The sequence below is a fragment of the Gemmobacter sp. LW-1 genome, assembly GCF_001303875.1.
Taxonomy (GTDB): domain Bacteria; phylum Pseudomonadota; class Alphaproteobacteria; order Rhodobacterales; family Rhodobacteraceae; genus Gemmobacter; species Gemmobacter caeni.
Genome location: NZ_LJSC01000057.1, coordinates 1 through 25166 on the forward strand (window position 1 = coordinate 1; position 25166 = coordinate 25166).

Annotated in this window: 22 protein-coding genes; 11 read left to right on the forward strand and 11 right to left on the reverse strand. The window is 65.3% G+C overall.

Going from position 1 to position 25166, the window contains the following annotated elements; genetic code table 11:
• The 5 genes from AO684_RS17420 to AO684_RS17440 all read right to left on the reverse strand — a co-directional run.
• A partial coding sequence (locus AO684_RS17420; protein WP_152968462.1) for an ATP-binding cassette domain-containing protein occupies positions 1-297 on the reverse strand: 297 nt, incomplete at its 3' end.
• Positions 294-1985, reverse strand: a complete 1692-nt coding sequence (locus tag AO684_RS17425; protein WP_054304093.1) for an ABC transporter permease — start codon at positions 1983-1985, stop codon at positions 294-296. The genes AO684_RS17425 and AO684_RS17420, both read right to left, overlap by 4 nt.
• On the reverse strand, positions 1982-3172 hold the full coding sequence (locus tag AO684_RS17430) for an ABC transporter substrate-binding protein (RefSeq protein WP_152968463.1): 1191 nt from the start codon (positions 3170-3172) through the stop codon (positions 1982-1984). Before AO684_RS17430 ends, AO684_RS17425 begins: the two co-directional genes overlap by 4 nt.
• Before the next feature lie 14 nt (positions 3173-3186).
• Positions 3187-3795 (reverse strand): CDP-alcohol phosphatidyltransferase family protein, encoded by a 609-nt coding sequence (locus AO684_RS17435; protein WP_054304004.1) that lies wholly within the window; start codon positions 3793-3795, stop codon positions 3187-3189.
• On the reverse strand, positions 3792-5942 hold the full coding sequence (locus tag AO684_RS17440) for an FAD-dependent oxidoreductase (RefSeq protein ID WP_054304005.1): 2151 nt from the start codon (positions 5940-5942) through the stop codon (positions 3792-3794). The genes AO684_RS17435 and AO684_RS17440 overlap by 4 nt, the downstream gene beginning before the upstream one ends.
• Before the next feature lie 210 nt (positions 5943-6152).
• On the opposite strand from AO684_RS17440, the gene AO684_RS17445 reads away from it, so the two are divergent.
• The 7 genes from AO684_RS17445 (at position 6153) to AO684_RS17475 (ending at position 13497) form a co-directional block, all read left to right on the forward strand.
• The gene (locus AO684_RS17445; protein WP_054304006.1) at positions 6153-6614 is read left to right on the forward strand and encodes an Rrf2 family transcriptional regulator; all 462 of its coding nucleotides are present in this window, start codon (positions 6153-6155) and stop codon (positions 6612-6614) included.
• A 72-nt stretch (positions 6615-6686) separates the two neighbouring features.
• The gene (gene gpmI, locus AO684_RS17450) at positions 6687-8210 is read left to right on the forward strand and encodes a 2,3-bisphosphoglycerate-independent phosphoglycerate mutase (protein WP_054304007.1); all 1524 of its coding nucleotides are present in this window, start codon (positions 6687-6689) and stop codon (positions 8208-8210) included.
• Positions 8210-9358 (forward strand): peptidoglycan DD-metalloendopeptidase family protein, encoded by a 1149-nt coding sequence (locus tag AO684_RS17455; RefSeq protein WP_054304095.1) that lies wholly within the window; start codon positions 8210-8212, stop codon positions 9356-9358. Before gpmI ends, AO684_RS17455 begins: the two co-directional genes overlap by 1 nt.
• 52 nt (positions 9359-9410) lie before the next feature.
• Positions 9411-10760, forward strand: coding sequence for a S41 family peptidase (locus AO684_RS17460; protein WP_054304008.1), 1350 nt, complete (start codon positions 9411-9413; stop codon positions 10758-10760).
• Positions 10761-10800: 40 nt separating this feature from the next.
• A complete protein-coding gene (locus AO684_RS17465; protein ID WP_054304009.1) occupies positions 10801-11283 on the forward strand; it encodes an RNA pyrophosphohydrolase in 483 nt (160 codons plus the stop codon).
• 12 nt (positions 11284-11295) lie between these two features.
• Positions 11296-12345 (forward strand): A/G-specific adenine glycosylase, encoded by a 1050-nt coding sequence (gene mutY, locus AO684_RS17470; RefSeq protein WP_054304010.1) that lies wholly within the window; start codon positions 11296-11298, stop codon positions 12343-12345.
• A gap of 45 nt (positions 12346-12390) precedes the next feature.
• Complete coding sequence (locus AO684_RS17475; protein WP_054304011.1) at positions 12391-13497, forward strand: alkane 1-monooxygenase; 1107 nt, start codon at positions 12391-12393, stop codon at positions 13495-13497.
• A 212-nt stretch (positions 13498-13709) separates the two neighbouring features.
• Here the strand turns inward: AO684_RS17475 and AO684_RS17480 are convergent, their stop codons facing one another.
• Entirely contained in the window at positions 13710-14366 is a 657-nt protein-coding gene (locus tag AO684_RS17480; protein WP_054304012.1) for an HAD family phosphatase, read from the reverse strand.
• Positions 14363-16441 (reverse strand): glycoside hydrolase family 65 protein, encoded by a 2079-nt coding sequence (locus AO684_RS17485; RefSeq protein WP_152968465.1) that lies wholly within the window; start codon positions 16439-16441, stop codon positions 14363-14365. The genes AO684_RS17480 and AO684_RS17485 overlap by 4 nt, the downstream gene beginning before the upstream one ends.
• A gap of 254 nt (positions 16442-16695) precedes the next feature.
• Here AO684_RS17485 and AO684_RS22630 point away from each other — a divergent pair, with 254 nt between their 5' ends.
• Positions 16696-17454, forward strand: coding sequence for a hypothetical protein (locus tag AO684_RS22630; RefSeq protein WP_369814617.1), 759 nt, complete (start codon positions 16696-16698; stop codon positions 17452-17454).
• A gap of 115 nt (positions 17455-17569) precedes the next feature.
• Here AO684_RS22630 and AO684_RS17495 read toward each other — a convergent pair whose 3' ends face one another.
• Positions 17570-19843 carry an adenosylcobalamin-dependent ribonucleoside-diphosphate reductase gene (locus AO684_RS17495; protein WP_054304015.1) on the reverse strand — a complete coding sequence of 758 codons (2274 nt, stop codon included), beginning with the start codon at positions 19841-19843 and terminating at the stop codon, positions 17570-17572.
• A 127-nt stretch (positions 19844-19970) separates the two neighbouring features.
• On the opposite strand from AO684_RS17495, the gene AO684_RS17500 reads away from it, so the two are divergent.
• Positions 19971-20402, forward strand: a complete 432-nt coding sequence (locus tag AO684_RS17500) for a DUF1489 family protein (RefSeq protein ID WP_054304016.1) — start codon at positions 19971-19973, stop codon at positions 20400-20402.
• A 68-nt stretch (positions 20403-20470) separates the two neighbouring features.
• Positions 20471-21355, forward strand: a complete 885-nt coding sequence (locus AO684_RS17505; RefSeq protein WP_054304096.1) for a DMT family transporter — start codon at positions 20471-20473, stop codon at positions 21353-21355.
• On the opposite strand, the gene hisG is transcribed toward AO684_RS17505, so the two are convergent.
• The 3 genes from hisG to hisS are packed head-to-tail and all read right to left on the reverse strand — an operon-like array spanning position 21330 to position 24628.
• Positions 21330-22040, reverse strand: coding sequence for an ATP phosphoribosyltransferase (hisG, locus tag AO684_RS17510; protein WP_054304017.1), 711 nt, complete (start codon positions 22038-22040; stop codon positions 21330-21332). The genes AO684_RS17505 and hisG overlap by 26 nt on opposite strands.
• A gap of 3 nt (positions 22041-22043) precedes the next feature.
• Positions 22044-23144, reverse strand: a complete 1101-nt coding sequence (locus tag AO684_RS17515; RefSeq protein ID WP_054304018.1) for an ATP phosphoribosyltransferase regulatory subunit — start codon at positions 23142-23144, stop codon at positions 22044-22046.
• Positions 23141-24628, reverse strand: coding sequence for a histidine--tRNA ligase (gene hisS / locus AO684_RS17520; protein WP_054304019.1), 1488 nt, complete (start codon positions 24626-24628; stop codon positions 23141-23143). Before hisS ends, AO684_RS17515 begins: the two co-directional genes overlap by 4 nt.
• Positions 24629-24708: 80 nt before the next feature.
• Between hisS and AO684_RS17525 the strand changes: the two genes are divergently transcribed.
• Positions 24709-24909, forward strand: coding sequence for a SlyX family protein (locus tag AO684_RS17525; protein ID WP_082401090.1), 201 nt, complete (start codon positions 24709-24711; stop codon positions 24907-24909).
• Positions 24910-25166: the final 257 nt, after the last annotated feature.

Genomic DNA, 25166 nt, shown 5'->3' on the forward strand with positions numbered 1-25166 from the left:
AAGGTTGTCGCCCACAGACAGGTGCGGGAACAGCAGCGCCTCCTGAAACATCAGCCCGATGCGCCGGGCCTCGGCGGACAGGTGCGTCACATCGCGTCCTTCCAGCCAGACCCGACCCGCGCAACGAAAGCCCGGCGCCAGATGTCCCCCCACCGCATCGAGCAGCGTGGATTTCCCGACGCCTGACGACCCCATGACACTGACCACCTGCCCTGGTTCAACGCTCAGGCTGACGTCGAACAATGGCCTTGCGGCGCCCGGCAGGGTGACGGACAGAGTTTCCAGAACAAGACTCATGCGGGCACAGCTCCGGCCAGATCGCGGCGGTTGCGATGCACCCATGCGGGTAGCAGCGCCGCCAGCGCATAGGCGACAAAGGGCACCAGTGCCTGAAGGCTGGCATAGACCGCCACCACCCGGCGATCGGAGGAGGACGACAGCGTCACCGCCTCGGTCGTCAGTGTCGTCACCCTGCCCGCGCCCAGAAACAGCGTCGGCAGATATTGCGCGACCGATACCGCCACGCCAATCGCGGCGGCTGTCAGGATCGGGCGCAGCAGCATCGGCAGCTTGACGCGGATCAGCCGGCGCCATGGCCCCGCCCCCAGTGCCGCCGCCGCGCGGCTGAGGCGTGGGTCAAGCGCCCGCCAGGGCGCGGTCAGCGCGATCATCACATAGGGAAAGACGAAAATCGCCTGCGCCCAGATCACCGCGCCGGGGTGACCCGACAGGCCCGCCCGCAGCGCCACCACGTTCAGCCCGTAAAGAAACGCGATCTGCGGCAGGATCAGCGGCAGATAGATCAGCGCTTCGGCCCAGCGGGCGCGGGTGCGCTGGCCGCGATCCTCCGCTTCCAGCCACAGGATCGCCAGCGCGACGGACAGTGCGGCAGAGGCCAGTGCGAGCCAGAGCGTCATGCCCAAAGCGGCGCCCCAGCGACCCGAGGCCAGCCAGAATTTCAGCGACCAGCTTTCGGGCAGCATCTGTGGAAAGCTCCACCGCCAGGCCAGCGACCAGACGGCCAGAGCCAGCAGCGCCAGGGTGGCAAGGGTCAGCAGCCCGCCAACCAGCACGGCGGCAAGCCCCGGACCGAAGGCGCGACGCCCACCCGCCCGCACCCACCGTCGGCCAAGCCAGCGGGCCAGACGCTCCGCCCCCCACAGCAACGCAAGACCCAGCGCCACGATGCCCGCCTGCACCAGCGCCCCGGCGGCGGCGGGCAGGATGCGGGCGGGATCGGGGTCGAAGAACCAGCGGGTCAGGGCCACGGCCAGCATGGGCGGGTTCGACGGGCCAAGGATGATCGCCATATCCACCACCGACAACGCATAGGCCAGCGCCACCGCCACCGGCAGTCGCACCAGCGGCCAAAGCTGCGGCAGCAGCACCTTGGCCCAGACGGCGGCAGGCGCATAGCCCAGCGCCCTGCCCGCCGCCATCTGCCGCCCGGCGTCGATCTGGCCCAGCGCCGACCAGGTGACCAGCATGAGAAAGGGCACTTCCTTGACCAGCAGGCCAAGGATCAGCGCCAGCCCCCAAGGATCATTCACACTGGCGAGGTCCGGCGGCAGCGCCCAACCCATCAGCGGCGCCAGCCCGCGTGCGATCCAGCCCGAGGGTGCCAGAAGGAAGGCAAGACCAATCGCCATGGCCGCGTGTGGCACCGCCAGAAACGGTGCCAGCGCCCGCATCCCGCGCGCCGCCGGAACCCTCCCGGCCAGCGCCGCCACGGCGCCCATCGCCAGCACGACCGAAAGCGCCGTCGCCCCCAGCCCGGTGACCAGCGTCAGCCGCAGGCTGGTGGCCAGCCCCGGCTCGGCGGCGAGGGCCTGCCAGGCCGTGAGGCTCCAGCCATCAAACCCCAGCGCGGGCAGATGACCGAAGGCCGCAGCGGCCGTTTCCGCCAGACCGGCCAGAATCGGGGCCAGCAGCCCCGTCCCAACGATCAGCAGAACCAGCCCGCGCAGGCCCCGGCCATCGCTCATTTCGTGTAGCGCCGCGCCCATTCCCCGGTCAGGCGGGTCATCCAACTCGCATGGGGTTCCAGCAGTGTCGGCCCAAGATCCTCCAGCTGCGGCAGCGCTGGCGCCGTGGGCAGGGCGGTGAAGGCCGCGCGTCCGGCATCATCCAGTTTCGCCGGATCAAGAACCGAGAACGACCCCAGCACCTCGATATTCTGCATATGCGCCTGGGTTGCCGGGTCCAGAAGGAAGTTCGCCACCACCTCGGCGCCCGCCGCATGGGCGGCATTATAGGGGATGGCAACGAAACTGACATTGCCGATGGTGCCGCCCTCGGGCACGAAAACGCGGGCGGTATCGGGCAGCAGCCCCTGTTCGATGGCGGCTGCGGTGGAGGCAGGATCGAAGCTCATGGCGATGTCCAACTCGCCATCATTCAGCAATTGCTGCTGCACCGACTGATTTTCCGGGAATGTCGCGCCACCGCGCCACAGGTTCGGACGAAGCGCGTCATACCAGGCCCAAAGCGGCCCGGTGGTGGCTTCGAATGCGGCATCCGTCACCGGCTGTTGCAGCACCGCCGGATCGGGCGCCAGTTCGATCAGCGCCTGTTTCAGGAAGGTCGCCCCCATGAAATTCGACGGGTCGGGATGCGTCATCCGCCCCGGATGCGCCGCCGCCCAATCGACAAAGGCCGCCATGCTGCGCGGCGGTTCGGGCACGCGCGCGCTGTCATGGACGAAAACGAACTTCGCCAGCCGCCAGGGGCTTTCCATGCCTTCAACCGGCACGGTAAAATCCACCGCCGCAGGCGCGGCGCCGCTCAGATCGACATATTTCGCGTTGGGCAGATCGGCGGTGAACGGGCCGTGCAGCAGCCGCTGTTCCTTCATTGCAAGGAAGTTCGGCCCGTTGATCCAGATAAGATCTACCGAGCCACCGCTGTCCTGCCCCGCCGCTTTTTCAGCGATGACCCGAGTTACCGCCTCGGCGGTATCGGTCAGCTTCACCTGCTCGACCTTCACGCCGTAAAGCCGCTCGGTCTCCTGCCCGACCCACTGGATGAAGGCATTGGTGCGGTCATCACCGCCCCAGGCGTTCCAGTAGACCGTCTGCCCTTTCGCGGCATCCAGCGTCGCCTGCCAGTCGGCAAGCGCAGGGCTGGCAAGCGCCAGCGTCAGGGGAAGGGCGGCAAGCGTCGCAAGGCGCATGGAAACTCCTGTCATCAAGGGGCGAAAGCGCGCCAGCCCCACCACCAGCGCAGCACGGTGGTCAGGGTGCAGGCGGCGGCGAAAAGGCAGGCGAGCAGCGGGAAGGCCGTGGGCACAAGACACATGGCCAGAAACAAAGCGATGGTTTCCGCCCCTTCCGTCAGCCCGCCCAGATAGGCGATGCCTTTTGACGGATAGGCAGGCGCAACCTCACCGCGTTTGGCCGCGATGGCGGCGAAGGCAAGGAAGGACGACCCGGTGCCGATGAAGGACGCGATCAACAGCGCGGCGGGCAGCGCATTGGCGCCCGGATCGGCCAGCGCAAAACCCAGGGGCACCAGCGCGTAAAAAGCAAAGTCAAAGGCGATGTCCAGAAAGGCGCCCCGGTCGGTCGGGCCCGTCAACCGCGCCACTGCACCATCCAGCCCGTCGGCCAGCCGGTTCGCCACAATCAGCACCAGCGCCAGCCCCCAGGCGCCGAAGGCCAGCGCGGGCAGCGCCAGCGCCCCGAGGGCAAAGCCCGCCAGCGTCACCTGATCGGCGCTGATGCCACGCGCCACAAGCACCTGCGCCGGGGGGCGCAGCAGGCGGTGTTGCAGGGGCAGAAGGGCGGCGTCGATCATCCGCGCCTCCAGTCGTGGAAACGGCGGGCCAGCGCAAGAAGCTTCGGGTTCACATGCGCCCGACGCCAGTTGCCTGCCGCGTATTTGTTGGCCTCGGCCAGCGTCGGGTAGATGTGGATGGTGCCAAGGATCTTGTTCAGCCCCAGTCCGTGTTTCATGGCCAGCACAAATTCCGCGATCAGATCGCCCGCATGATGACCGACGATGGTGACGCCCAGAATACGATCCCTGCCCGGCACCGTCAGCACCTTTACGAAGCCCTCGGTCCGTCCATCGGCAATGGCACGGTCCAGATCGTCGATGCCGTAGCGTGTGACCTCGTGCGCGATGCCGCGCTCCTGCGCCTCGGTCTCGGACAGGCCGACACGGGCAACCTCGGGGTCACAGAAGGTGGCCCAGGGGATAACACGATAGTCGGCGCGGAAACGCCAGAACGGGGCGGCCATGGCGTTGACCGCAGCAAACCAGGCCTGATGCGCAGCGGTATGGGTGAACTGATAAGGTCCGGCCACATCGCCCGCTGCATAGATGTTCGTATACAGCGTTTCGAGATAGTCGTTGGTCTGCACCACCCGGTCGGTCGGAATGCCCAGCTCCTCCAGCCCGAAGCCTTGCAGCCGGGCCGCGCGACCCACAGCGGCGATGATCTCGTCGAAATGAATGCGCTGACGGCCCTGCGGCCCCTCGACCTCGATCCATTTGCCGCTTTCGCCGCGCCCGCAGGCCAGCGCCTTGTGCCCGGTCAGCACCTGCACGCCATCGGCCTCCAGCGCGGTGCGGATGTGGGCGGAAACCTCCGGGTCTTCGCGGATCATCAGGCGGTCGGCCATTTCCACCTGCGTGACCTGTGACCCGAGCCGCTGAAACGCCTGTGCAAGCTCCGTCCCGATCGGCCCGCCACCCAGCACCACAAGCCGCGCCGGGGCTGTTTCGCGCCCGCGCAGACGGGACCAGAGCGTATCCGAGGTCAGACAGTCCACCGTATCTATGCCCGGCAGCAGTGGCACCACAGGGCGCGCGCCGGTGGCGATGACGATGCTGCGGGTCGTCAGCCGCTGTATGCCGCCGCCGTTCAGCGCCACCTCCACCGTCCAGGGGTCGAGGATACGGGCGCGGCCCGGCAACACCTCGACCCCGAGTGCAGTATAGCGCTCCACACTGTCATGCGGGGCGATTTGGGTGATGGTGCGATGCACACGCTCCATCACCTCGACAAAGCGGATCTGCGGTTCCGGGGTGCCGATGCCCAGCGCCCAAGCCTGCCGCATCTCTTGCGCCAGCTTCGCGCTGCGGATCAGCGCCTTTGACGGCACGCAGCCGGTGTTCAGGCAATCGCCGCCCATCTCGCCCGCCTCGACCAGCGTGACCTTCGCCTGCGCGGCGGCGGCGATATAGGCGGTCACCAGCCCGGCGGAGCCTGCCCCGATCACCACCAGATTGCGGTCGAACCGGCGCGGCCGGGTCCAGCGCGCCTGCACCCGGCGACGGCGCAAGGCGCCCACAACCAGCCGCGCCAGCCACGGGAACAGGCCCAAGGCCGCGAAAGATGCCAGAAGCGCGGGCGAGACGAGGCCGGACAGGCTGTCGATCTTCGCAATCTGGGTGCCCGCATTCACATAGACCGCCGTCGCGGGCAGCATGGCCAGTTGACTGACGCCATAGAACACCCCGGTGCGGATCGGCGTCAGCCCCATCAGCAAATTGACGGCGAAGAAGGGCACCACCGGGATCAGCCGCAGGCTGAACAGATAGAAGGCCCCGTCGCGGCGCAGGCCCGCGTCGATGGCGCCCGCCCGCGTCCCCAGCCGGGCGCGAACCCAGTCGCGCAGCAGGTGCCGCGCCGCCAGAAAGGCCAGCGTCGCCCCGGCGGTGGAGGCAAAGGACACCAGCGCCAGCCCGGTCCAGAAGCCGAACAGCGCCCCCCCTGCCAGCGTGAGCCAGACCGCCAGCGGCAGAGACAGCGCGGTGACACCGAGGTAGAGCAGGAAGAACAGCCCCGCCGCCAGCGAAGGATGCGCCGCCCGCCAGGCCTCGACCCCCGCCAGATGCGCCCGCAGCGCCGCGAGATCGGGCACCACATCGCGCAGGAAAATCCCGGCCAGGAGCACCGCAACCGCCAGTCCAAGAAACAGCACAGGCCGTTTCATGCCGTTCCTCCGCGACTTTTGCCCGCCGTTCATCGGTCAAGCCTCCGTTCTTCCTTTATAGGTCAATACGCAGCGCGGGGCGAACTGCTACATCATTTGCATTCACGGCTGCGTCAGTGGATGAAACATTGCCCGGATTGCCCCCCGGTGATTGTCATGCCGTCCCGAGGCCGGTATGGAGGGAAAACCCCGCAGACGGCCCGGCACGACATGATCACCCAGAAGATGAAATATGCGCTGAAGGCGTTGCTGGTTCTGGCCGACGAGGCCCGGTCCGAACGGCCGGAACCGCTGACCATCGAGGAAATCGCCCGCCGCGCCGCGACGCCGAAGCGGTTTCTGGAACATATTCTGCTGGACGTGCGAAATGCGGGTGTCATCGCCTCGACCCGTGGCCGTTCGGGCGGGTATTCGCTGGTGAAGGCGCCGGGCGAGATTTCGATTTCGGATCTGCTGCGCAAGATCGACGGGCCGATTGCCCCGCTGACCTGCCTGTCGCGCAGTGCCTACCAGCGCTGCGAGGATTGTACCGACGAGGCGACCTGTCGCATCCGCAAGGTCTTTGCCGAGGTGTTCTGGTCCTATCTGGTCATCATCGACTCGCTGACTTTGGAGGACATGCTGCACGCCGGAACGGCAGAAAAGGTGCTGGGTCCGGCCGAAGGCGCCTGAGGCGCGGCGGGCAGTTGCAGCACAGCGCAGGGCGGCGTAAAACCCCGCCAACGCCAAGCAAAGGGGCCGCGCATGACCATCCCGAAACCCGTCGTTCTGTGCATTCTGGATGGCTGGGGCTACCGCGAGGATCGCACGGCCAATGCCCCTGCACTGGCTGCAACCCCGAATTTCGACCGGATCTGGGCCGAATGCCCGCATGAGCTGCTGATCACCCATGGCCCCGATGTGGGCCTGCCCACCGGGCAGATGGGCAATTCCGAGGTCGGACACACCAATATCGGCGCGGGCCGGGTGGTGGCGATGGATCTGGGGCAGATCGACCTCGCCATTGAGGATGGCAGCTTCTACCGCAATGCCGCGCTGCTCAATTTCATCGAAACGCTAAAGAAGACCGGCGGCACAGCGCATCTGATGGGTATGATTTCGGATGGCGGGGTGCATGGCCATATCCGGCATGTGCTGGCAGCCTGCACCGCAATTGCTGGTGCCGGGGTGCCGGTGGTGCTTCACGCCATCACCGACGGGCGCGACGTGGCGCCCTCATCCGCCGTCACCTTCATGCGCGAACTGACCGAGGATCTGCCAGAAGGTGCGCGCATCGGCACGGTGATCGGCCGCTACTGGGCGATGGACCGCGACAATCGGTGGGAACGTGTGGGCCGTGCCTTCGACGCTATGGTGAAAGCCGAGGGCGAACGTGCGACCACTGCCGCCCGCGCGGTCGATGCCGCCTATCAGCGCGGCGAGACCGACGAATTCATCGCCCCCACCGTGGTCGCGGGCTATGCGGGTGCGAAGGATGGCGACGGCTTCTTCTGCCTGAACTTCCGCGCCGACCGCGCGCGGGAAATCCTGCTGGCGCTGGGCCAGCCGGGCTTTGATGGCTTTGACGCCAGCGCCCGCCCACAATGGGCCGCCCTGCTGGGTATGGTGGATTATTCCACCACCCATAACACCTTCATGACCACCTGCTACCCCAAGCAGGACATCGTGAACACGCTGGGCGAATGGGTGGCCAGCCATGGCCGCAGCCAGTTCCGTCTGGCCGAGACCGAGAAATACCCCCATGTCACCTTTTTCCTGAACGGCGGCAAGGAAACCCCTTCGGCGGGCGAGGATCGGTTCATGCCGAAATCCCCCAAGGTCGCCACCTATGACCTGCAACCCGAGATGAGCGAACCCGAGGTGGCCGAGCGTCTAATCGGCGCCATCGAGCATGGCTATGACCTGATCGTGGTGAACTTCGCCAACCCCGACATGGTGGGCCATACCGGCAGCCTTCAGGCCGCGATGAAGGCCTGCGAGGCAGTTGATACCGGGCTTGGCCTTACACTGGCGGCGCTGGAGAAGGCGGGCGGCGCGATGATCGTCACCGCCGACCATGGCAATTGCGAGCTGATGGTGGATCCGGTGACCGGCGGGCCGCATACCGCCCATACCACCAACCTGGTGCCGGTGATCCTTGTCGGCGGGCCGGAAGGGGCACATCTGCGCGCGGGTGGACGGCTTGCCGATCTGGCGCCGACGGTGCTGCACCTGATGGGCCTGCCGCAACCGGCCGAAATGACCGGGCAGAGCCTGATCGCCGGATGATGCGCCGCTCTGCCGTCCTTGTCCTGTTGACCGCGCTGGCCTTCGGCGGGCCTGCGGTGGCGGCTTCCGTTGCCGAACAGGCACAGACGGCGGCACGCAACCTTCAGGAGGCAGTCGTCGCCCTGGGCGAGGCGCGGCAGGCGCGCGACCGGGTGCAGGCACTGACCCGCACCATTACCGCCTATGAACAGGGGCTGACCGCGCTGCGCGAAAGCCTGCGGCAGGCCTCGATCCGCGAGGCGACCCTGCTTTACCAGTTCGAGGCCAAGCGCGACCGGCTGGCGCAATTGCTGGGCGTGCTGGGACGGATGGAATCCGATCCGGCGCCGCTGCTGTTGCTGCATCCTTCCGGGCCGCTGGGCACCGTGCGTTCGGGCATGATGATCGCCGATGTCACCCCGGCCATCCGGGCCGAGGCGGAAACCCTGCGTGCCCAGTTGCAGGAGGTGCGCGACCTGCGGACCCTGCAAACCGCCGCCGGGCGCACGCTGGCCGACGGGCTGCGCGCCGCGCAGGAGGCCCGCACCGCGCTGAGCCAGGCGATTTCGGAACGCACGCAACTGCCGAAGCGGTTCACCGAAGATCCCGAGGTTCTGAAGAACCTGCTGCAAAGCGCCGATACGCTGGATGCCTTTGCCGCCGGCCTGTCCCTGAACGAGGTTGAGGCCGAGGGGATGGCCGATTTCGGCTTCTCGCATGGCAAGCTGCCGCTGCCTGCCCTGGGGACGCTGCTGCGCCGCCCGGACGAGGCCGACAGCGCAGGCGTGCGCCGCCCCGGCATGGTGCTGGCGACCCGCCCCCGCGCATTGATCACCGCGCCCTGGTCCGGCACGATCCGCTATCGCGGGCCCTTGCTCAATTTCGGAAACGTGATGATCCTTGAGCCCGGACCCGGCTATCTTCTGGTTCTGGCAGGGCTGGAAACCGTATATGGCGAGGTGGGCGAGGTCGTTGCGGCGGGCGCGCCACTTGGTCTGATGGGTGGCGGCGAACCGGGGGTGGACGAATTTCTCGTCCCGGCACAGGATGGCGCCACACGCGAAACGGCGACTTTGTATGTCGAGTTGCGGCAGGGGGGGCAGCCGGTAGACCCGATGCCGTGGTTCGAGGCCACCGCCCCGCTTGCCGAGCGCCAGCAGGTGCCGTGACGGGTAAAGGTGCGATGAGGCGGAAGCCTTGAGAAAGGGAACGACGAAGGCGATGAAGAAATTCGTTATGGCCGCTCTGGGCGGCACCGTGGCAGGTGTGCTTCTGTCGACGCAGGTCGCAGGCCCGCTCATCGCGCAGGAAGCCGCGAAGAACAGCTCGGTCTATGAACAGCTGGATCTGTTCGGCGACATCTTCGAACGTATCCGCGCCGAATATGTGGAAGATGTTGACAGCAAGAAGCTGATCGAGGCCGCGATCAACGGCATGCTGACCTCGCTCGACCCGCATTCAAACTACCTGCCCGCCGATGATTTCAGCGACATGCAGGTGCAGACGCGCGGCGAATTTGGCGGGCTCGGCATCGAGGTGACGCAGGAGAACGGTTTCATCAAGGTCGTGTCGCCCATGGATGACACTCCCGCCGACAAGGCCGGCATCCAGTCCGGCGATTTCATCACCCATGTCGATGGCGAAAGTGTGCTGGGCCTGAGCCTCGACGATGCGGTGAACAAGATGCGCGGCGAGGTCGGTTCGGAAATTGTCATCACCGTGGTACGCGATGGTGTCCAAGACCCGTTCGACGTGTCGATTGTCCGCGACACGATCAAGCTGACGGCGGTGAAGGGCCGCGTGGTCGGCCATACCGCCGTGCTGCGCCTGACCACCTTCAACGACCAGACCTATCCGGGGCTGGAAACGGAACTGAAGAAGGCACTGGAACAGCTGGGTGGCAAAGACAAACTGAACGGGGTCGTGCTTGATCTGCGCAACAATCCCGGCGGTCTTCTGACGCAGGCGATCAAGGTGTCGGATGCCTTCCTCGACAAGGGCGAGATCGTGTCGACCCGTGGCCGCAACCCGCAGGATGGCGAACGGTTCAACGCGACGCCGGGCGATCTGATCGAAGGCAAGCCGATGGTCGTGCTGATCAACGGCGGTTCAGCTTCGGCCTCGGAAATCGTGTCGGGGGCCTTGCAGGATCACCGCCGCGCCATCGTGGTGGGGACGAAGAGCTTCGGCAAGGGATCGGTGCAGTCGGTCATCCCGCTGCGCGGCGAAGGCGCGATGCGGCTGACCACGGCGCGTTATTACACGCCCTCGGGCCGGTCGATCCAGGCGCTTGGCATCTCGCCCGACATCGTGGTGAACCAGCCGATGAAGAAGGATGGCGAGGCGGGCACCGAGGCGGCAGCAGCCGAAGCGGCGGCCAAGGCGCGCACCGAGGCCGATCTGCGCGGCGTTCTGTCCAACGACTCGATGACCGACGACGAGAAGCGTCAGTACAAGGAAGAGCAGGAGCGTGCCGCCGAGGCCGCGAAGCTGCGGGACGAGGATTATCAGCTCGCCTATGCGGTGGACATCCTGCGCGGGGCCGAGGCCATCGCCCCGAAAGCCGAGTAAGATCAGGAAAGGGGGGCCGGGCGACCGGCCCCGATACATCATGGCGACAGATCCCGCTTCCCTGCCCTATCGCCCCTGTGTGGGCGTCGTGCTGATCAATCCCGACGGGCTGATTTTCACCGGCAACCGCAAGGACAGCACCAGTGCCGCCTGGCAGATGCCGCAGGGGGGCATCGACGAGGGCGAAAAGCCCCGCAAGGCCGCGCTGCGCGAATTGTGGGAAGAAACCGGCATAACCGAGGATTTGGTGGAATTCGTTGCCAAATCCGGCGGCTGGGTCACCTATGACCTGCCGCCCGAGCTTCTGGGCAAGGTCTGGGGGGGCAAATATCGCGGGCAGAAGCAGAAATGGTTTCTGTTCCGCTATCTGGGCCGCGACGATCAGGTGAATATCGCCACCGAACACCCCGAGTTCGACCGCTGGCAATGGACACATGCCGATGCGATGGTCGCCGCCATCGTTCCCTTCAAGCGCGCGGTCTATGAAGAAGTCGTGGCGCAGTTTCGCCGGCACCTGGCCTGAGCCACGCAGCGCATGACCGATCCCGCCACCGTGCAGGCGCCGCTTCTGGCCTGGTATGACCGGCACCACCGGATCATGCCCTGGCGCGTCTCGCCCGCCGACCGCGCCGCCGGGGCGCAGGCCGACCCCTACCGCGTCTGGCTGTCCGAGGTGATGCTCCAACAGACCACCGTGGCGGCGGTGCGCGATTATTTCCACCGTTTCACCGCGCGCTGGCCGGACGTGGCGGCGCTGGCGGCTGCGGAAGATGCCGAGGTCATGGCCGAATGGGCCGGTCTTGGCTATTACGCCCGCGCCCGCAACCTGCTGAAATGCGCCCGCGCCGTGGCGACCGATCACGGCGGGCGCTTTCCCGACACGCGCGAGGGGCTGCTGTCGCTGCCCGGTGTTGGCCCCTATACGGCAGCGGCGGTGGCCTCCATCGCCTTTGACCGGGCCGAGACGGTGGTGGATGGAAATGTCGAACGGGTAATGGCACGGCTGTTCCAGGTGGAGGAGCCGCTGCCCGGTGCGAAACCTGTTCTGGTGACCCACGCCGCACGGCTGACGCCCGCGGAACGTCCCGGCGACTATGCGCAGGCGGTGATGGACCTTGGTGCCACGATCTGCACACCTCGCAACCCGGCCTGTGCGATCTGCCCGCTGAGCGCAGAATGCGCGGCCCGCGCGGCAGGGGTACAGGCCGAACTGCCGCGTAAGACCCAGAAGCCCGCGAAACCGCAGCGCGAAGGCGTGCTTTGGATCGCCCTGCGCCCCGATGGCGCGGTGCTACTGGAGGAGCGCCCGCAATCCGGGCTGCTGGGCGGCATGGCAGGCTTTCCAACCTCTGGCTGGGATGGTTCCACTGCCCCTGCCCCTCTGAAGGCCGACTGGCAGCGCGTGGGCGAGGTGCGCCACACCTTCACCCATTTCCATCTGGTGCTGGAGATATTGACTGCGGTGACCGAAGCGCAGCCGGAGCGCGGCACCTTCCTGCCGCGCGCCGCCTTTCGCCCCGCCGCCCTGCCCACGGTCATGCGCAAGGGCTGGGATCTCGTGCCCCGCGACATCACGGGTGGTTGAGCCCGCCCCGGCGCCCGCCTACACTCCGCCGCGACGGAGGCCCCCATGCGCAACATCGCCGATTTTCGCAACGCTCTGCCCTTCTGGCTGTCGCTGGGCCTCGTGCCGCTGGTGATGATCGGCGTCACGCAAGGAGGCTGGACCGTGGCTCTGATGCCCGCCTACGCCTGGACGCTGACGACATTTCTGGACCTGCTGCTGGGCCGGAGCGAGGAAAACCCCGATCCGCAGACCGAAGAGGCGGACCTGTTCTGGTATCGCGTCATCACGCTGATCTGGCTGCCGCTTCAGGCGCTGATCATCTATGGCTCGATCTGGTGGATCACCCGTTCCGGCGGGCTGTCGGTGCCGGAACAGCTGGCGCTGATGTTCGGCGTCGGCGTCGCCTCGGGCACCATCGGCATCGTCTATGCGCATGAGCTGATGCACCAGAGCAACCGGGTCGAGCGCTGGCTGGCCGATTTGCTACTTGCGACCGTGCTTTACAGCCATTTCCGCACCGAACATCTGCTGGTGCATCACCGCTATGTCGGCACCCCGCGCGACGCGGTGACGGCGCGGTACAATGAAGGGTTCCACCGCTTCTTCTGGCGTGTGCTGCGCGAATGCCCGGCTTCGGCCTGGGTGGCGGAAAAGGAAAAGCTCGCCCGCGCGGGCCGCCCGATCTGGCATCCGTCTAACCCGTTCTGGCGCTACGGCGGGCTGCAACTGGCGGCGCTGGCGCTGGCCTGGCTGGTCGGCGGCTGGGCAGGGCTGGTGCTGTTCTTGCTTCAGGCCTTCTTCGCGGTCTGGCAGCTGGAGCTGACCAACTACATCGAGCATTACGGCCTGACCCGTCGCCAGCTTCCCGGCGGCAAATACGAACCCGTCCGCCCGCACCACAGCTGGAACGCCCCGCATAAGGCGTCAAACTGGCTGCTGATCAACCTGCAACGCCATTCCGACCACCATTACAAGCCCGACCGGCGCTTCCCGCTGCTGCAAACCTATTCCGCCGACGAAGCGCCGATGCTGCCGATGGGATATCCCGCGATGGGCGTTCTGGCGATGATCCCACCGCTCTGGCGGCGCCGGATGAACCCGCGCGTCCGGGCATGGCGCCGCCGGTATTATCCCGACGTCACCGACTGGCGTGCCGGGACTGCCGGGTGACGTTCGGAAAACGCGCCCCGGAGGGCCATTCCTGTTTGTTCAGTCCTGGCGCCCCCTGACCCCCTGCCGCCAGTTCGATATAGCTGCCTCGCCGAGGCGGCCATTCAGAAAGAAGCCGGCATCAGAGGTGCGGGACCAGCGACACTCGCAGCCGCGTTTCGCCGCACCTGACGTTGATTGCCCGCTTCGGAGGAACCGCCTGCCCTGTGCGCTCATTTCTTCATGAGTTTCTCGATTTCACAGGGCCGCAGCTCTGAGAGGCTCGCGACGATCAGATCGGCCCCGGCAAGGCGTTGGCTTTGCCCGCTGCGGTCGATCCCGATGCAGAAAAACCCGCCGGTCTTGGCGGCGGCAACGCCCGAGATCGCATCTTCAATGACAATGCAGGCGTCTGGCGCCATTCCAAGCCGCTCAGCCGCCAGCAGAAAAATATCGGGATTGGGTTTCCCATTGGCAACATCGTCGCCTCCGACGATCGCCGCAAATTCATCAGCAATCCCTGCCTTTTCCAGCACGAGGCGGACGTTGCGGCTGCTGTAGGCTGTCGCAAGCACGATCCCCTCTGCGCGGCAGGCCCGCAGGAAATCGAGCGTGTCGGCAAAGACCTCGAATTGCCCCTGCTCGATCTGCGCCAGGAAATAGGCATCCTTGCGCGCGGCGGCTGCGCTGACGCGGTCTGGCGTCGCATCCACCATCACCGCCCGCGCACCGTCAAACCTGCGGCGCCCGTCCACCTTGTCATGATAGACTTGGTCGTCAAAGGCATAGCCCTCTTCTTCGAACATCCGCTTCCAGGCGGCGTAATGGGCGGGCACGGTGTCGGCGATCACGCCGTCCAGATCGAAAATCACACCTTTCAGAAGGGTCACGCCGCTGCCTCCGGGCAGAGGGAAACCGTGACGACATGCCCGGTTTCCAGATTGATTTCCCGATTTTCGACGCAGATGGTCAGGCGGGACACAGAGCCGGGTTCCAGAAGGAAGGTCGCATCTTCCTGCCTGATACACACCGTGATCCGGCTTCCATGCCACCACAGAGAAAATCGCACCGCCGTCCAGCCCGGGGGCAGCCATGGACGGAAACTCATCCGCCCGTCACGGACGCGGAAGCCGCCAAAACCGAAAACCAGTGCCTGCCAGGTTCCCCCGGCCGAAGCGATATGCATGCCGTCCTGTGTATTGCCCTGATTGTCGATCAGATCGACCAGGGCAGAACGGCGGAAGTATTGCAGCGCCCGCGCCCTGTCACCCACCTCGATTCCCATGATTGAATGGATCGCCGGGCTGAGCGATGATTTGTGCAGGGTACGCGGCTCGTAATGGGCATAGTTGACGCGCTTCGCCGCATCGCTGAATTCGTCAGGCAGCACATACATCAGCATGACCACATCGGGCTGTTTCAACAATGTGGTCTCGCCCGCATTGAAATGATCATAGCCCACCGGATAGCAGGGCATGTCATTCCCATCCCATTCGGCTACCGGCACCTCCCTGAGGGCGAAATAACCCTCGAACTGCTCGATCAACCCACGCCCTGCATCGAAGGGGATCAGGACACGCCCGGCGGCCTGACGCCACTCCGCAGCCTCATCCGGTGACAGGCCGATGCGCGCAGCGACCGCGGCAAGGGCCTGCGGGTCATGCTGCGCAAGATCGTCGTGGATACGGGCGGCCTGCACCAGATGCCACTGCACCATGCGGTTAGTAAAGGCATTGTTATCGACATGCTCGTGGAACTCGTCGGGGCCGATCACCCGGCGCAGCACCAGTTTTCCGGTCGCTGCATCTTCCTCCAGACGCGAAAGCCAGAACCGGCTGGTTTCGAACAGGATCTCGGCGCCGAAACGGGACAGAAAGGCGGTATCGCCCGTGGCGTTGACGTAAGTCAGCACGCCATAGGCCACATCGGCGGTGACGTGGATCTCTTCCTCTCCGGTCCAGATCCGGTGGCGGCCGTCCGCCGTCCATTTCGGTGTGGTTTCCTGCCCGGTATCGGCGGATTCCCAGGCGAACTGCGCGCCCCGGAAGCCGTTCGCACGGGCATTGGTGCGGGCGCCCCGCAGTGTATGATAGCGATACATCAGCAGAGCCCGCGCGGTGTCGGGTTGCGTGTAGATGTAAAACGGCAGCAGAAAGATCTCGGTGTCCCAGAAGACGTGACCGCGATAACCTTCGCCTGACAGAGACTTGGCACCGATATTGACCTTGGGATCATTGGGATTCGCCGCGATCAGCAGATGATAGATGCTGAACCGGGCGGCCTGGGTCATCTCGGGATCGCTTTCGATGACAACATCGCAGTCATGCCACTTCTGCCGCCAGACGCCTGCATTCGCCGCAAGTGCGTGATCAAAGCCCAACGAGAGATGGGCGCCCAGCTTCTCTCTGCACAGGGCAGAAATGCGGTCGGCGGGCGCCTCGCGCGAGGTATGGATGGTCACGAACTTGTCGACAGACACGGTTTCGCCCATGACCGGCTCGAACATCTGCCGCTCTGCCAGCCAGGCGGAACGCCGTTCGGTGGAATTGGAACGCGGCGGGATCGAGGGCAGCAATGTCGATGCAAGGCCGACATGTATGCCGCTATGGATTGTGCGCATCTCCAGATAAAGATCATCATCGCCGGCGTTTAAGGCGACCGGCTCCAGATGCAGGGATTTTGCCCATTTCTCCCACTTCACTTCGGGGGCGAACACCGGCGCACCGACATAGGCGGGCAGCCGTTCCAGATTGCTGCGGCACCCGTCAAGAGCACTTTCGAAGATCACCGGCCCGCTGTGATTGAGTGGCGTGACTGCCAGTCGCAGGACGCAGAGGTTCTGATCGGCAAAGCTGGCAAAACGCAGGCTTTCGATCTGCGTGCGCCGCCCCTGATCGTCCTCGAAGACGGTTTTGCGCCAAAGAACCCCTTGCCGCAGGTCAAGGGCGCGACGGTGTGAAACCACCTTGCAGCTTTGCACATCAAGCCGGATAGATCTGCTGCATCGTCGGCTTGTCGGGCGACAGATAGATCAGAGGCGACTTGCAGGCCCTTCTGACACTGGAAGGCCGTGCCTCCGTCGAGGATCATCCAGGCCGGAACAACAGACGCTCCCCACCATGCAGCCTTGGCGTCGTCATGCTCGACACGATCGACAGGTGCGGAAGGGACCTGTTTGGAGCGCTTGCGGCGCTGAGCAACCAGACCAGCGTTTTGGGAATGAGAGACGGTCATGCGCAGACCTCCTTCACCTTGAACACCAAGGGCTGCTATCAGTATGCGAAGTTCGACTCCGATCCAGAACGCAAGCTGGCGATCATCCTTGAGAAAGACAGCTCTGTCCGCCTTTGGATGAAACCTGGTCCCAACCAGTTCAAAATTTTCGATAATCACGGTGCGCCATACCAGCCCGATTTCGTTGTGGAAACCAACACGGGCAAGCTGATCATCGAGGTAAAACGCCAGTCGGAAATGACCGCCGCCGAGGTTTTGCGTAAGGCAGACGCAGCAAGCTTGGCTGAGCCCCGAGACCTTGGCACGCGCCCGCATCACCCGACGCGCGCGGCGCAAGACCTTGGTCCGATCCTTCTCCGAGAGATGCACCGCGATAAGGTCCTCGTTCCAGCGCAACTCATCTTCAAAGTCTCCCGGCACCTTCGGAGACACCCCGTCTCGGAGCGCACGGAGCTTGCGCAGGTGCCATTCGAAGCGGCGCTTGAGGGCGAACTCGTCCTCGTCGGGATCGGCGATGCGGGCATCGATGAACTTGATCTTCGTCATGGAGGTCCTTTCAGGCGCGTTGCGCCATGCCCTCGGGCAGACGCTCTGCACGAGGGGGAAGTTGGAAAGAACCCGGCCGGATTGGCCCTGAGGGATGCCGAAAGCGCCGGTGGCCGTCAACGGCACCCACCAGGACGGAGCGCTCCATCGGAGCACCGAAGGCCGCAAATCCGCCAAACGCGCAAGATATTGATATAAAAAGAAACCACCGGCTGCGTGGCAGCCGATGGTCATTTGGTCTGTGCCGGAATGGTCAAATCCCACCGGACCGACCAATTTATTGTGGGTCAGACAACAACCACAAAACCTTGTCTCAGCCACACTTGCTCTGACCACAGCTGCCGCAGGTCATGCAGCCTTCGACCATGCGCAGGTCATAGCTGCCACAGCTGTCGCAGGACTTGCCGGGGCGGCCGCCAATGGCGACGACTTCGGCCTTGGGGTCGGATTTCAGGCCCATGCCCTCGCCCTCGATGAAGCCGATGGAGATGAGGTGGCGTTCGATCACGCCGCCGATCGCCGCGAGGATCGAGGGAATGTAGCGCCCTTCCATCCAGGCACCGCCGCGCGGGTCGAATACGGCTTTCAACTCCTCCACCACGAAGGACACATCGCCACCACGCCGGAACACCGCCGAAATCATCCGGGTCAGCGCCACGGTCCAGGCAAAATGCTCCATGTTCTTGGAATTGATGAAAACCTCGAACGGGCGGCGATGGTTCGCAATGACGATGTCGTTGATGGTGATGTAGAGCGCATGTTCGCTGCCCGGCCATTTCACCTTGTAGGTCTGCCCCTCCAGCGCGGCGGGGCGATCCAGCGGTTCGGACAGATAGACCACCTCGCCGCCCTCCACCGGGGCATGTGCCTCGGCCGGAGTCTTTTCGCTGCTTTCCGAAACGGTCAGCACGGAACCCGTCACCGCATTCGGACGGTAGGTGGTGCAGCCCTTGCAGCCCAGATCCCAGGCGGCCATGTAGACCTCCTTGAAATCGTCAAAGCTGATGTCCTCGGGGCAGTTGATGGTTTTGGAGATCGACGAGTCGATCCATTTCTGCGCGGCGGCCTGCATGCGCACATGATCCAGCGGCGGCAGGGTCTGGGCGTTGACAAAATAATCCGGCAGGGCCGCATCGCCCTTCAGATCGCGCCACAGCTTCACCGCGTAATCGACCACCTCTTCCTCGGTGCGCGAGCCGTCTTTCTGCAAGACCTTGCGCTTGTAGGCATAGGCAAAGACCGGCTCGATCCCGGACGAGACGTTGCCCGCGTAAAGCGAGATGGTGCCGGTAGGCGCGATGGACGTCAGCAGGGCGTTGCGGATGCCATGCGTGCGGATCGCCTCGCGCACGTCCTCGTCCATCTGCATCATGTTGCCGGAGGCCAGATATCCCTCGGCATCGAACAGCGGGAAGGGCCCTTTCTCTTTCGCCAGATCGACCGAGGCGAGGTAGGAGGCGCGGGCAATGGCCTTCATCCAGGCTTCGGTCTGCGCCGCAGCCTCGGTGCTGCCATAGCGCAGGCCCAGCATCAGCAGGGCATCCGCGAGGCCGGTCACGCCCAGCCCGATGCGGCGCTTGTTGCGCGCCTCAAGCGCCTGCTGTTCCAGCGGGAAGCGGCTGGCGTCCACCACATTGTCCATCATCCGCACCGAAAGGCGGACCAGTTCATCCAGCGCGACCGGATCAAGCTTTGCTTTCGGCGTGAAAGGGTCCGTCACCAGCGTCGCAAGATTGACCGACCCCAGCAGGCAGGCGCCATAGGGCGGCAGCGGCTGTTCCCCGCAGGGGTTGGTCGCGGCGATGGTTTCCACATAGCCAAGATTGTTCATCTTGTTGATGCGGTCGATGAAGATGACGCCGGGTTCTGCGAAATCATAGGTGTTGCGCATGATCTTGTTCCACAGATCGCGCGCCTGAACCGTGTGATAGACCTTGCCGCCGAATTGCAGCTCCCACGGGCCATCAGCCTTCACCGCATCCATGAAGGCATCGGTGACCAGAACCGACAGGTTGAACATTCGCAGGCGGGCCGGGTCTTTCTTGGCCTCGATGAAGGCCTCCACATCCGGGTGGTCACAGCGCATGGTGGCCATCATCGCGCCCCGACGCGAACCGGCCGACATGATGGTGCGGCACATCGCATCCCACACATCCATGAACGACAGCGGGCCGGAGGCATCGGCAGCGACGCCCTTCACCTCGGCGCCGCGCGGGCGGATGGTCGAGAAATCATAGCCGATCCCGCCGCCCTGCTGCATGGTCAGCGCGGCTTCCTTCAGCGCGTCGAAAATGCCCGACATGCTGTCCGGCACGGTGCCCATGACAAAGCAGTTGAACAAAGTGACGCTGCGGCCGGTGCCCGCACCGGCGGTAATCCGCCCGGCGGGCAGATATTTGAAACCTTCCAGCGCGGAATAGAATCGCTCTTCCCACAGCGCCGGGTCTTTTTCCACCTCAGCCAGCGACCGCGCGATGCGGCGCCAGGTATCCTCGACCGAACCGTCCACCGGCGTGCCATCCGCCTGTTTCAGCCGGTATTTCATGTCCCAGATCTGCTCGGCAATGGGTGCTGCGAATCGAGACATCGGATTTTCCTTCATATGGTGGTCTGCGGGGGGAGGCCCTACAGGATACGCTTGTCAGACGGAAGCGTCAAAGGGCTTGCCGTGACGGGATCATCGTCCTAACTGCGGATCAGCAACGGGGGGCAAGGTGGCCGATTTCGTCAATCTTCTGAAACTCTGCGTCGGCGCCGATTCCGTCGAGGATCTGGAGGACTGGCAGCAATCGCAGGCCCATCGCTGGCCGGAAGGCCGGGCGGTGCATGTCACCCGCATGTGGCCCAAGCGCGAGGCCGAGGTTCTGGCGGGCGGTTCGCTCTATTGGGTCATCAAGGGCGAGGTGCTGGCCCGCCAGCGCATTCTGGGGCTGGAGCGTGTGGAAGGTGGCGACGGCATCGCGCGCTGCGCGCTGCTGCTGGACCCGCAGGTCATCCGCACCGAGGCCGCGCCCCGCCGCCCGTTTCAGGGCTGGCGCTATCTGACCGCCGAAGACAGCCCGCGCGACCTGCCGAAAAGCCGCGCGCAGGACGATGCCCTGCCCGAAGACCTTGCGCGCGCGCTGGCCGAGATCGGGTTGCGTTAAGGCATTTCCGACACCGCATGTCGCGGCTGCGGCTTGCGCAAACCGGGGTGGCACAGGATGGTGCGGCCATGCAAAGCACCCGTCCCCTCTGGCTGATCCTCGCCCCCGTCATCTTCCTGATCCTGTGGTCGGCGGGCTTCGCCGTGGCCAAGATCGCCGTCGCCCATGCCGCGCCACTGACCATCCTTGCGCTGCGTTATTCGCTGGTACTGGCGCTGCTGATCCCCGTGGCACTGGTGATGCGCCCGCCCCTGCCGAAAAGCTGGCGCGCGGCGGGGGATGTGGCGCTGGTCGGGTTCCTCATTCAGGTGGTCTATTTCGGCCTGTGCTATGTGGCCTTCAAGCTGGGCGTTTCGGCAGGCGGGGTGGCGATCATCGTCTGCCTGCAACCGATCCTCGTGGCGCTGGCCGCACCGTGGACAGTGGGCGAGCGGCTGGGCCGCAAGGCATGGACCGGCCTTGCGCTGGGGCTGGCGGGATCGGTCATGGTGATCCTTGGCCGTTCGGCAGTGGCTGCGGAAAACACGCTCGGTCTGGTGCTGACCTTCGTGGCCCTGCTGGGCATCACCGGCGGCACACTTTACGAGAAACGCTTCGGGGTCAGCCACCATCCGGTGACATCGAACCTGATCCAATATGCCGTCGGCGCAGCCTGCACCCTGCCCGTGGCACTGGCGACCGAAAGCATGGCGATCAACTGGGATGCCGAATTCCTCTGGGCCATGGCCTATCTGGTGATCGGCAATTCGCTGCTGGCCATGACGCTTCTGCTGGCGATGATCCGCGTGGGCGAGGTCGCGCGGGTCTCGGCGCTGTTCTACCTTGTCCCCGCGCTGTCGGCCCTGTTCGCATGGCCCCTGCTGGGCGAGGCCATGCCGCCGCTTTCCTGGGCCGGCATGGCGCTGGCCGCCTTCGGGGTCGCGTTGGTCAGCCGGAAAGCGCGGGCGCGCTGAGCCCGAGCTTCGCCACCAGCGCCTCCAGCACCGCGCGTTCCGCGCCCCAGTCGGCGCGATGCGACAGGAACAGCGTCGCCTGACTGCGGTGGATCACCGCATCGGTCAGGATCTTCAGATGGTTGGCGCGCAGCGTCTCGCCGGTCGAGGTGATGTCCGCAATCGCCTCGGCCGTCAGGTTCTTCACCGTGCCCTCGGTCGCGCCCTGGCTATCGACAAGCTGGTAATCCGCCACACCATTCGCCGTCAGGAAATCCCGCACCAGACGGTGATATTTGGTGGCGATGCGCAGGCGGAAGCCGTGCCGCGCGCGAAAGGCGCTGGCCGCAGCATCCAGATCGTCCAGCGTATCAACGTCAATCCAGCAGGCCGGAACCGCGATGATGAGGTCCGCATGACCAAAGCCCAGCTGCGCCAGTTCGGCCACCTGCTTGTTCCAGTCCGCCAGCTTGTCGCGCACAAGGTCCGATCCGGTAACGCCCAGATGGATGCGCCCGGCTGCCAGTTCGCGCGGGATCTCCCCCGCAGACAGCAGCACCAGTTCCACGCCCCCGATGCCTTCCACCGCGCCGGCATATTCGCGCTCCGACCCGGTGCGCACCATGGTCACGCCGCGCGCGCCGAACCAGTCGAAGGTCTTTTCCATCAGCCGCCCCTTGGACGGCACCCCGATCTTGAGGCTCATGGTTCAGGCCCCTTTCCGTTCGGCCACCAGCGCGGGCCGGATGATCCCGCCGACGGCGGGGATGGACCGGCCCTGACCCAGAATCGCGGTCAGCGCGTCATAGCGCCCGCCCGAGGCCAGCGGCGGCGTCTCCGCCCCCGCATCGCCCGCATGGAAGGTAAAGACGAAGCCGTCGTAATATTCCAGCGTGGTGCGGCCGTGGCTGGCCTCGAACGGCAGGCTGGCGGTGTCGATACCATGGGCGCGCAGCGCGGCCAGCCGCGCCTCGAACCGGTCCACCGCCGGGGCGATGGCGGGCATCAGGGGCTGAATGCCGCGCAGATGCGCCAGCGCCGAATCCGCAGGGGCGGCAAGACCCAGCAGATCATACAGCAACGCGGCTTCGGGCGCGGCAATCGGCGGTGCCTCGGCATCCTCGATCAGCGCGCGGGCACGGTCGGCGATTTCATCGGCACCGCGCAATCCGGTCAACGGCCCGGCGGCCTGCATCAGCGCCTCGGCACTGTCGGTTTTCAGGTGACCGAGCAGACGCGCCCGCGCCTCGGACACCGGCGCGCGGCCTGCAAATCGATCCAGCAGCGCGCGGAACCGCCGGGGCCGCCAGACATGACGACGCAGCGCGGCCTTGCGGCGCGGCGTGGTGGTCAGCCCCTCGATGGCCGCCAGCAGAATGCCGATGTCGCCGGTCAGCGCCTTGGGCGCCAGCGGTGCCAGAAGGCGCGCGAACAGGGCAAAGACCTCGGCATCGGCCTTGGGTGCATCGCGATCGAACACCTCGAACCCGACTTGCAGATATTCACTGGCGCGCGGGCCAAGATGATCCTGTTTGCGGAACACCTCGCCCATATAGCAATAGCGCGCCGGTTCCGCCCCGCCCGACATATGCGCCTGCACCACCGGCACGGTGAAATCGGGGCGCAGCACCATTTCGCCGCGCAGCGGGTCTTGCGTGACATAGGCGCGGGCGCGGATGTCCTCGCCATACAGGTCCAGCAGGGTGCCGGCGGGTTGCAGCACATCCGCCTCCACCGGCGCGGCGCCGGTGGCGCGGAAGGCCGCAAACAGCGCCTCGGCCTCGGCGCGGGCGGCGGGACTGATGGTCATTGGTCCAGCATCCGGCGCACGGCGCTGACCAGATCGCCACGCGCAACTTCGACCTGCGCGGGGCGATCCTTCCATTCCTCCAGCGAGGCGCTTTGCGCGATCTTCGCCCCGAGGATCAGGTCTTTCAGCACCACAGTGCCCTTGGCCGCCTCGTCGCCACCCTGGATCACGGCCACCGGGCTTTCGCGTTTATCGGCATATTTCAACTGGTTGCCAAAGTTCTTGGGGTTGCCCAGATACATCTCGGCCCGGATACCCGCGCGGCGCAGTTCGCCCACCATGGCCATGTAATCGGCCATGCGGTCGCGGTCCATCACGGTCACGACAACCGGCCCCTGCGCCGCCTGCCCCATCCGCCCCTTGGCGCGCAGCGCAGCCAGCAGACGGTCCACCCCGATGGAAACCCCGGTCGCCGGCACCGCCTGCCCGGTGAAGCGCTTGACCAGATCGTCATAGCGCCCGCCGCCCGAGACCGAACCGAACTGCCGCTTGCGGCCCTTTTCGTCGAGGATCTCAAAGGTCAGTTCGGCCTCGAAAACCGGGCCGGTGTAATAGCCAAGGCCCCGCACCACGCCGGGGTCGATCACGATGCGGTCAGCGCCATAGCCCTGTGCGTCCAGCAGCTCGGCCATGGTTTCGAGTTCCTGGACGCCCTCGGAGCCCGCCACAGTATTATAGATCATGTCCCGCAGAACGCTGACAGTTGCTGCGTTGGTATTACGCTTTGCCAGCAAGAACGCCATCACCATTTCAGCATGCTCGTAGCACAGTCCTGCGCCTTTGGTGAAGTCACCGGACGGATCTAGGCGACCCCCAGTGAGAAGTTGCATAACCCCATCTCTGCCAAATTTGTCGAACTTATCTATCGCACGAAGTGCAATGCCGCGCTCTGCCTCACGCACCGTGGGGTCGTGGTTGTCCAGCAGACCGACAACATTCAAAATACCGTTCAGAACCTTGCGGTTATTGACCCGCACGATGTAGTCGCCGCGCGGAATGCCGACCACTTCCAAAGCGTCCGACAGCATGGCGCAGATTTCCGCATCCGCCGCGACGGTGGGGCTGCCCACCGTATCGGCATCGCATTGATAGAACTGACGGAACCGCCCCGGACCCGGCTTTTCATTGCGCCAGACCGGGCCCATGGCATAGCGCCGGTAGGGCGATGGCAGATCATTCCTGAACTGCGCCGCCACCCGCGCCAGCGGCGCCGTCAGGTCATAGCGCAGGGCAAGCCATTGGTCGTCCTCATCCTGCCAGCCGAACACGCCTTCATTCGGGCGGTCCACATCGGGCAGGAACTTGCCCAGCGCCTCGACCGTCTCGACCGCGCTGGTTTCCAGCGGATCGAAACCATAGGCATGGTAAACCCCGGCGATCTGGTCCAGCATCGCCTTGCGCTCGGTGACTTCGGCACCGAAATAGTCGCGGAAGCCCTTGGGAGGTTCAGCCTTCGGGCGGCGGGCGGGTTTGTCCTTCGACATGGGGATGGCCTCGCTTGCAATCGCGTTTGCCTTAGCGGATGGGGGGCAGCGCGACAAGTGCGGGAAGGGAAAGGCCGGACATGGACAGGATCACCACGCTGGAAGAACAACTCGCCCATCTGGCGCGCATGGTCGAGGATCTGTCGGATATCGTGGTCCGCCAGAGCCGCGAAATGGACATCATGGCCCGCCGCATCGGTCTGCTGATGGAGCGTGAGGCCGAACGCGAGGCCGAGGGCGGCACTATCCCGCTGGCCGACCAGAAGCCGCCGCACTGGTAAGCCCGCGGAGAGAATCGCCCCCGCAGAAAGGGCGTGCCGGCGCCAACCGGCAAGAGTGCGCCATCGCACTCGCCCCCCGGAAATCTTCATTCTGCGCCTGCAAATTGCACAGCTTCGGCAAGGCTCCGCAGGCGGCCGCGCAACAGGCGGGCAATTTCGCGCTGATAGGCTGGCCAAGTCACCGGCACACCTTGCAAATCCCGCGCGGGCACAGATATAGCACCCCGAATGCGGCACTGTCCCGAGTGCCCGGAATC

Excerpts from the sequence above, each read along its gene's own strand:
- AO684_RS17425 (WP_054304093.1), bottom strand. The coding sequence starts at position 1,985 with ATGAGCGATGGCCGGGGCCTGCGCGGGCTGGTTCTGCTGATCGTTGGG.
- AO684_RS17430 (WP_152968463.1), bottom strand. The coding sequence starts at position 3,172 with ATGCGCCTTGCGACGCTTGCCGCCCTTCCCCTGACGCTGGCGCTTGCC.
- AO684_RS17435 (WP_054304004.1), bottom strand. The coding sequence starts at position 3,795 with ATGATCGACGCCGCCCTTCTGCCCCTGCAACACCGCCTGCTGCGCCCC.
- AO684_RS17440 (WP_054304005.1), bottom strand. The coding sequence starts at position 5,942 with ATGAAACGGCCTGTGCTGTTTCTTGGACTGGCGGTTGCGGTGCTCCTG.
- AO684_RS17445 (WP_054304006.1), top strand. The coding sequence starts at position 6,153 with ATGATCACCCAGAAGATGAAATATGCGCTGAAGGCGTTGCTGGTTCTG.
- gpmI (WP_054304007.1), top strand. The coding sequence starts at position 6,687 with ATGACCATCCCGAAACCCGTCGTTCTGTGCATTCTGGATGGCTGGGGC.
- AO684_RS17455 (WP_054304095.1), top strand. The coding sequence starts at position 8,210 with ATGCGCCGCTCTGCCGTCCTTGTCCTGTTGACCGCGCTGGCCTTCGGC.
- AO684_RS17460 (WP_054304008.1), top strand. The coding sequence starts at position 9,411 with ATGAAGAAATTCGTTATGGCCGCTCTGGGCGGCACCGTGGCAGGTGTG.
- AO684_RS17465 (WP_054304009.1), top strand. The coding sequence starts at position 10,801 with ATGGCGACAGATCCCGCTTCCCTGCCCTATCGCCCCTGTGTGGGCGTC.
- mutY (WP_054304010.1), top strand. The coding sequence starts at position 11,296 with ATGACCGATCCCGCCACCGTGCAGGCGCCGCTTCTGGCCTGGTATGAC.
- AO684_RS17475 (WP_054304011.1), top strand. The coding sequence starts at position 12,391 with ATGCGCAACATCGCCGATTTTCGCAACGCTCTGCCCTTCTGGCTGTCG.
- AO684_RS22630 (WP_369814617.1), top strand. The coding sequence starts at position 16,696 with ATGAGAGACGGTCATGCGCAGACCTCCTTCACCTTGAACACCAAGGGC.
- AO684_RS17495 (WP_054304015.1), bottom strand. The coding sequence starts at position 19,843 with ATGTCTCGATTCGCAGCACCCATTGCCGAGCAGATCTGGGACATGAAA.
- AO684_RS17505 (WP_054304096.1), top strand. The coding sequence starts at position 20,471 with ATGCAAAGCACCCGTCCCCTCTGGCTGATCCTCGCCCCCGTCATCTTC.
- hisG (WP_054304017.1), bottom strand. The coding sequence starts at position 22,040 with ATGAGCCTCAAGATCGGGGTGCCGTCCAAGGGGCGGCTGATGGAAAAG.
- AO684_RS17515 (WP_054304018.1), bottom strand. The coding sequence starts at position 23,144 with ATGACCATCAGTCCCGCCGCCCGCGCCGAGGCCGAGGCGCTGTTTGCG.
- hisS (WP_054304019.1), bottom strand. The coding sequence starts at position 24,628 with ATGTCGAAGGACAAACCCGCCCGCCGCCCGAAGGCTGAACCTCCCAAG.
- AO684_RS17525 (WP_082401090.1), top strand. The coding sequence starts at position 24,709 with ATGGACAGGATCACCACGCTGGAAGAACAACTCGCCCATCTGGCGCGC.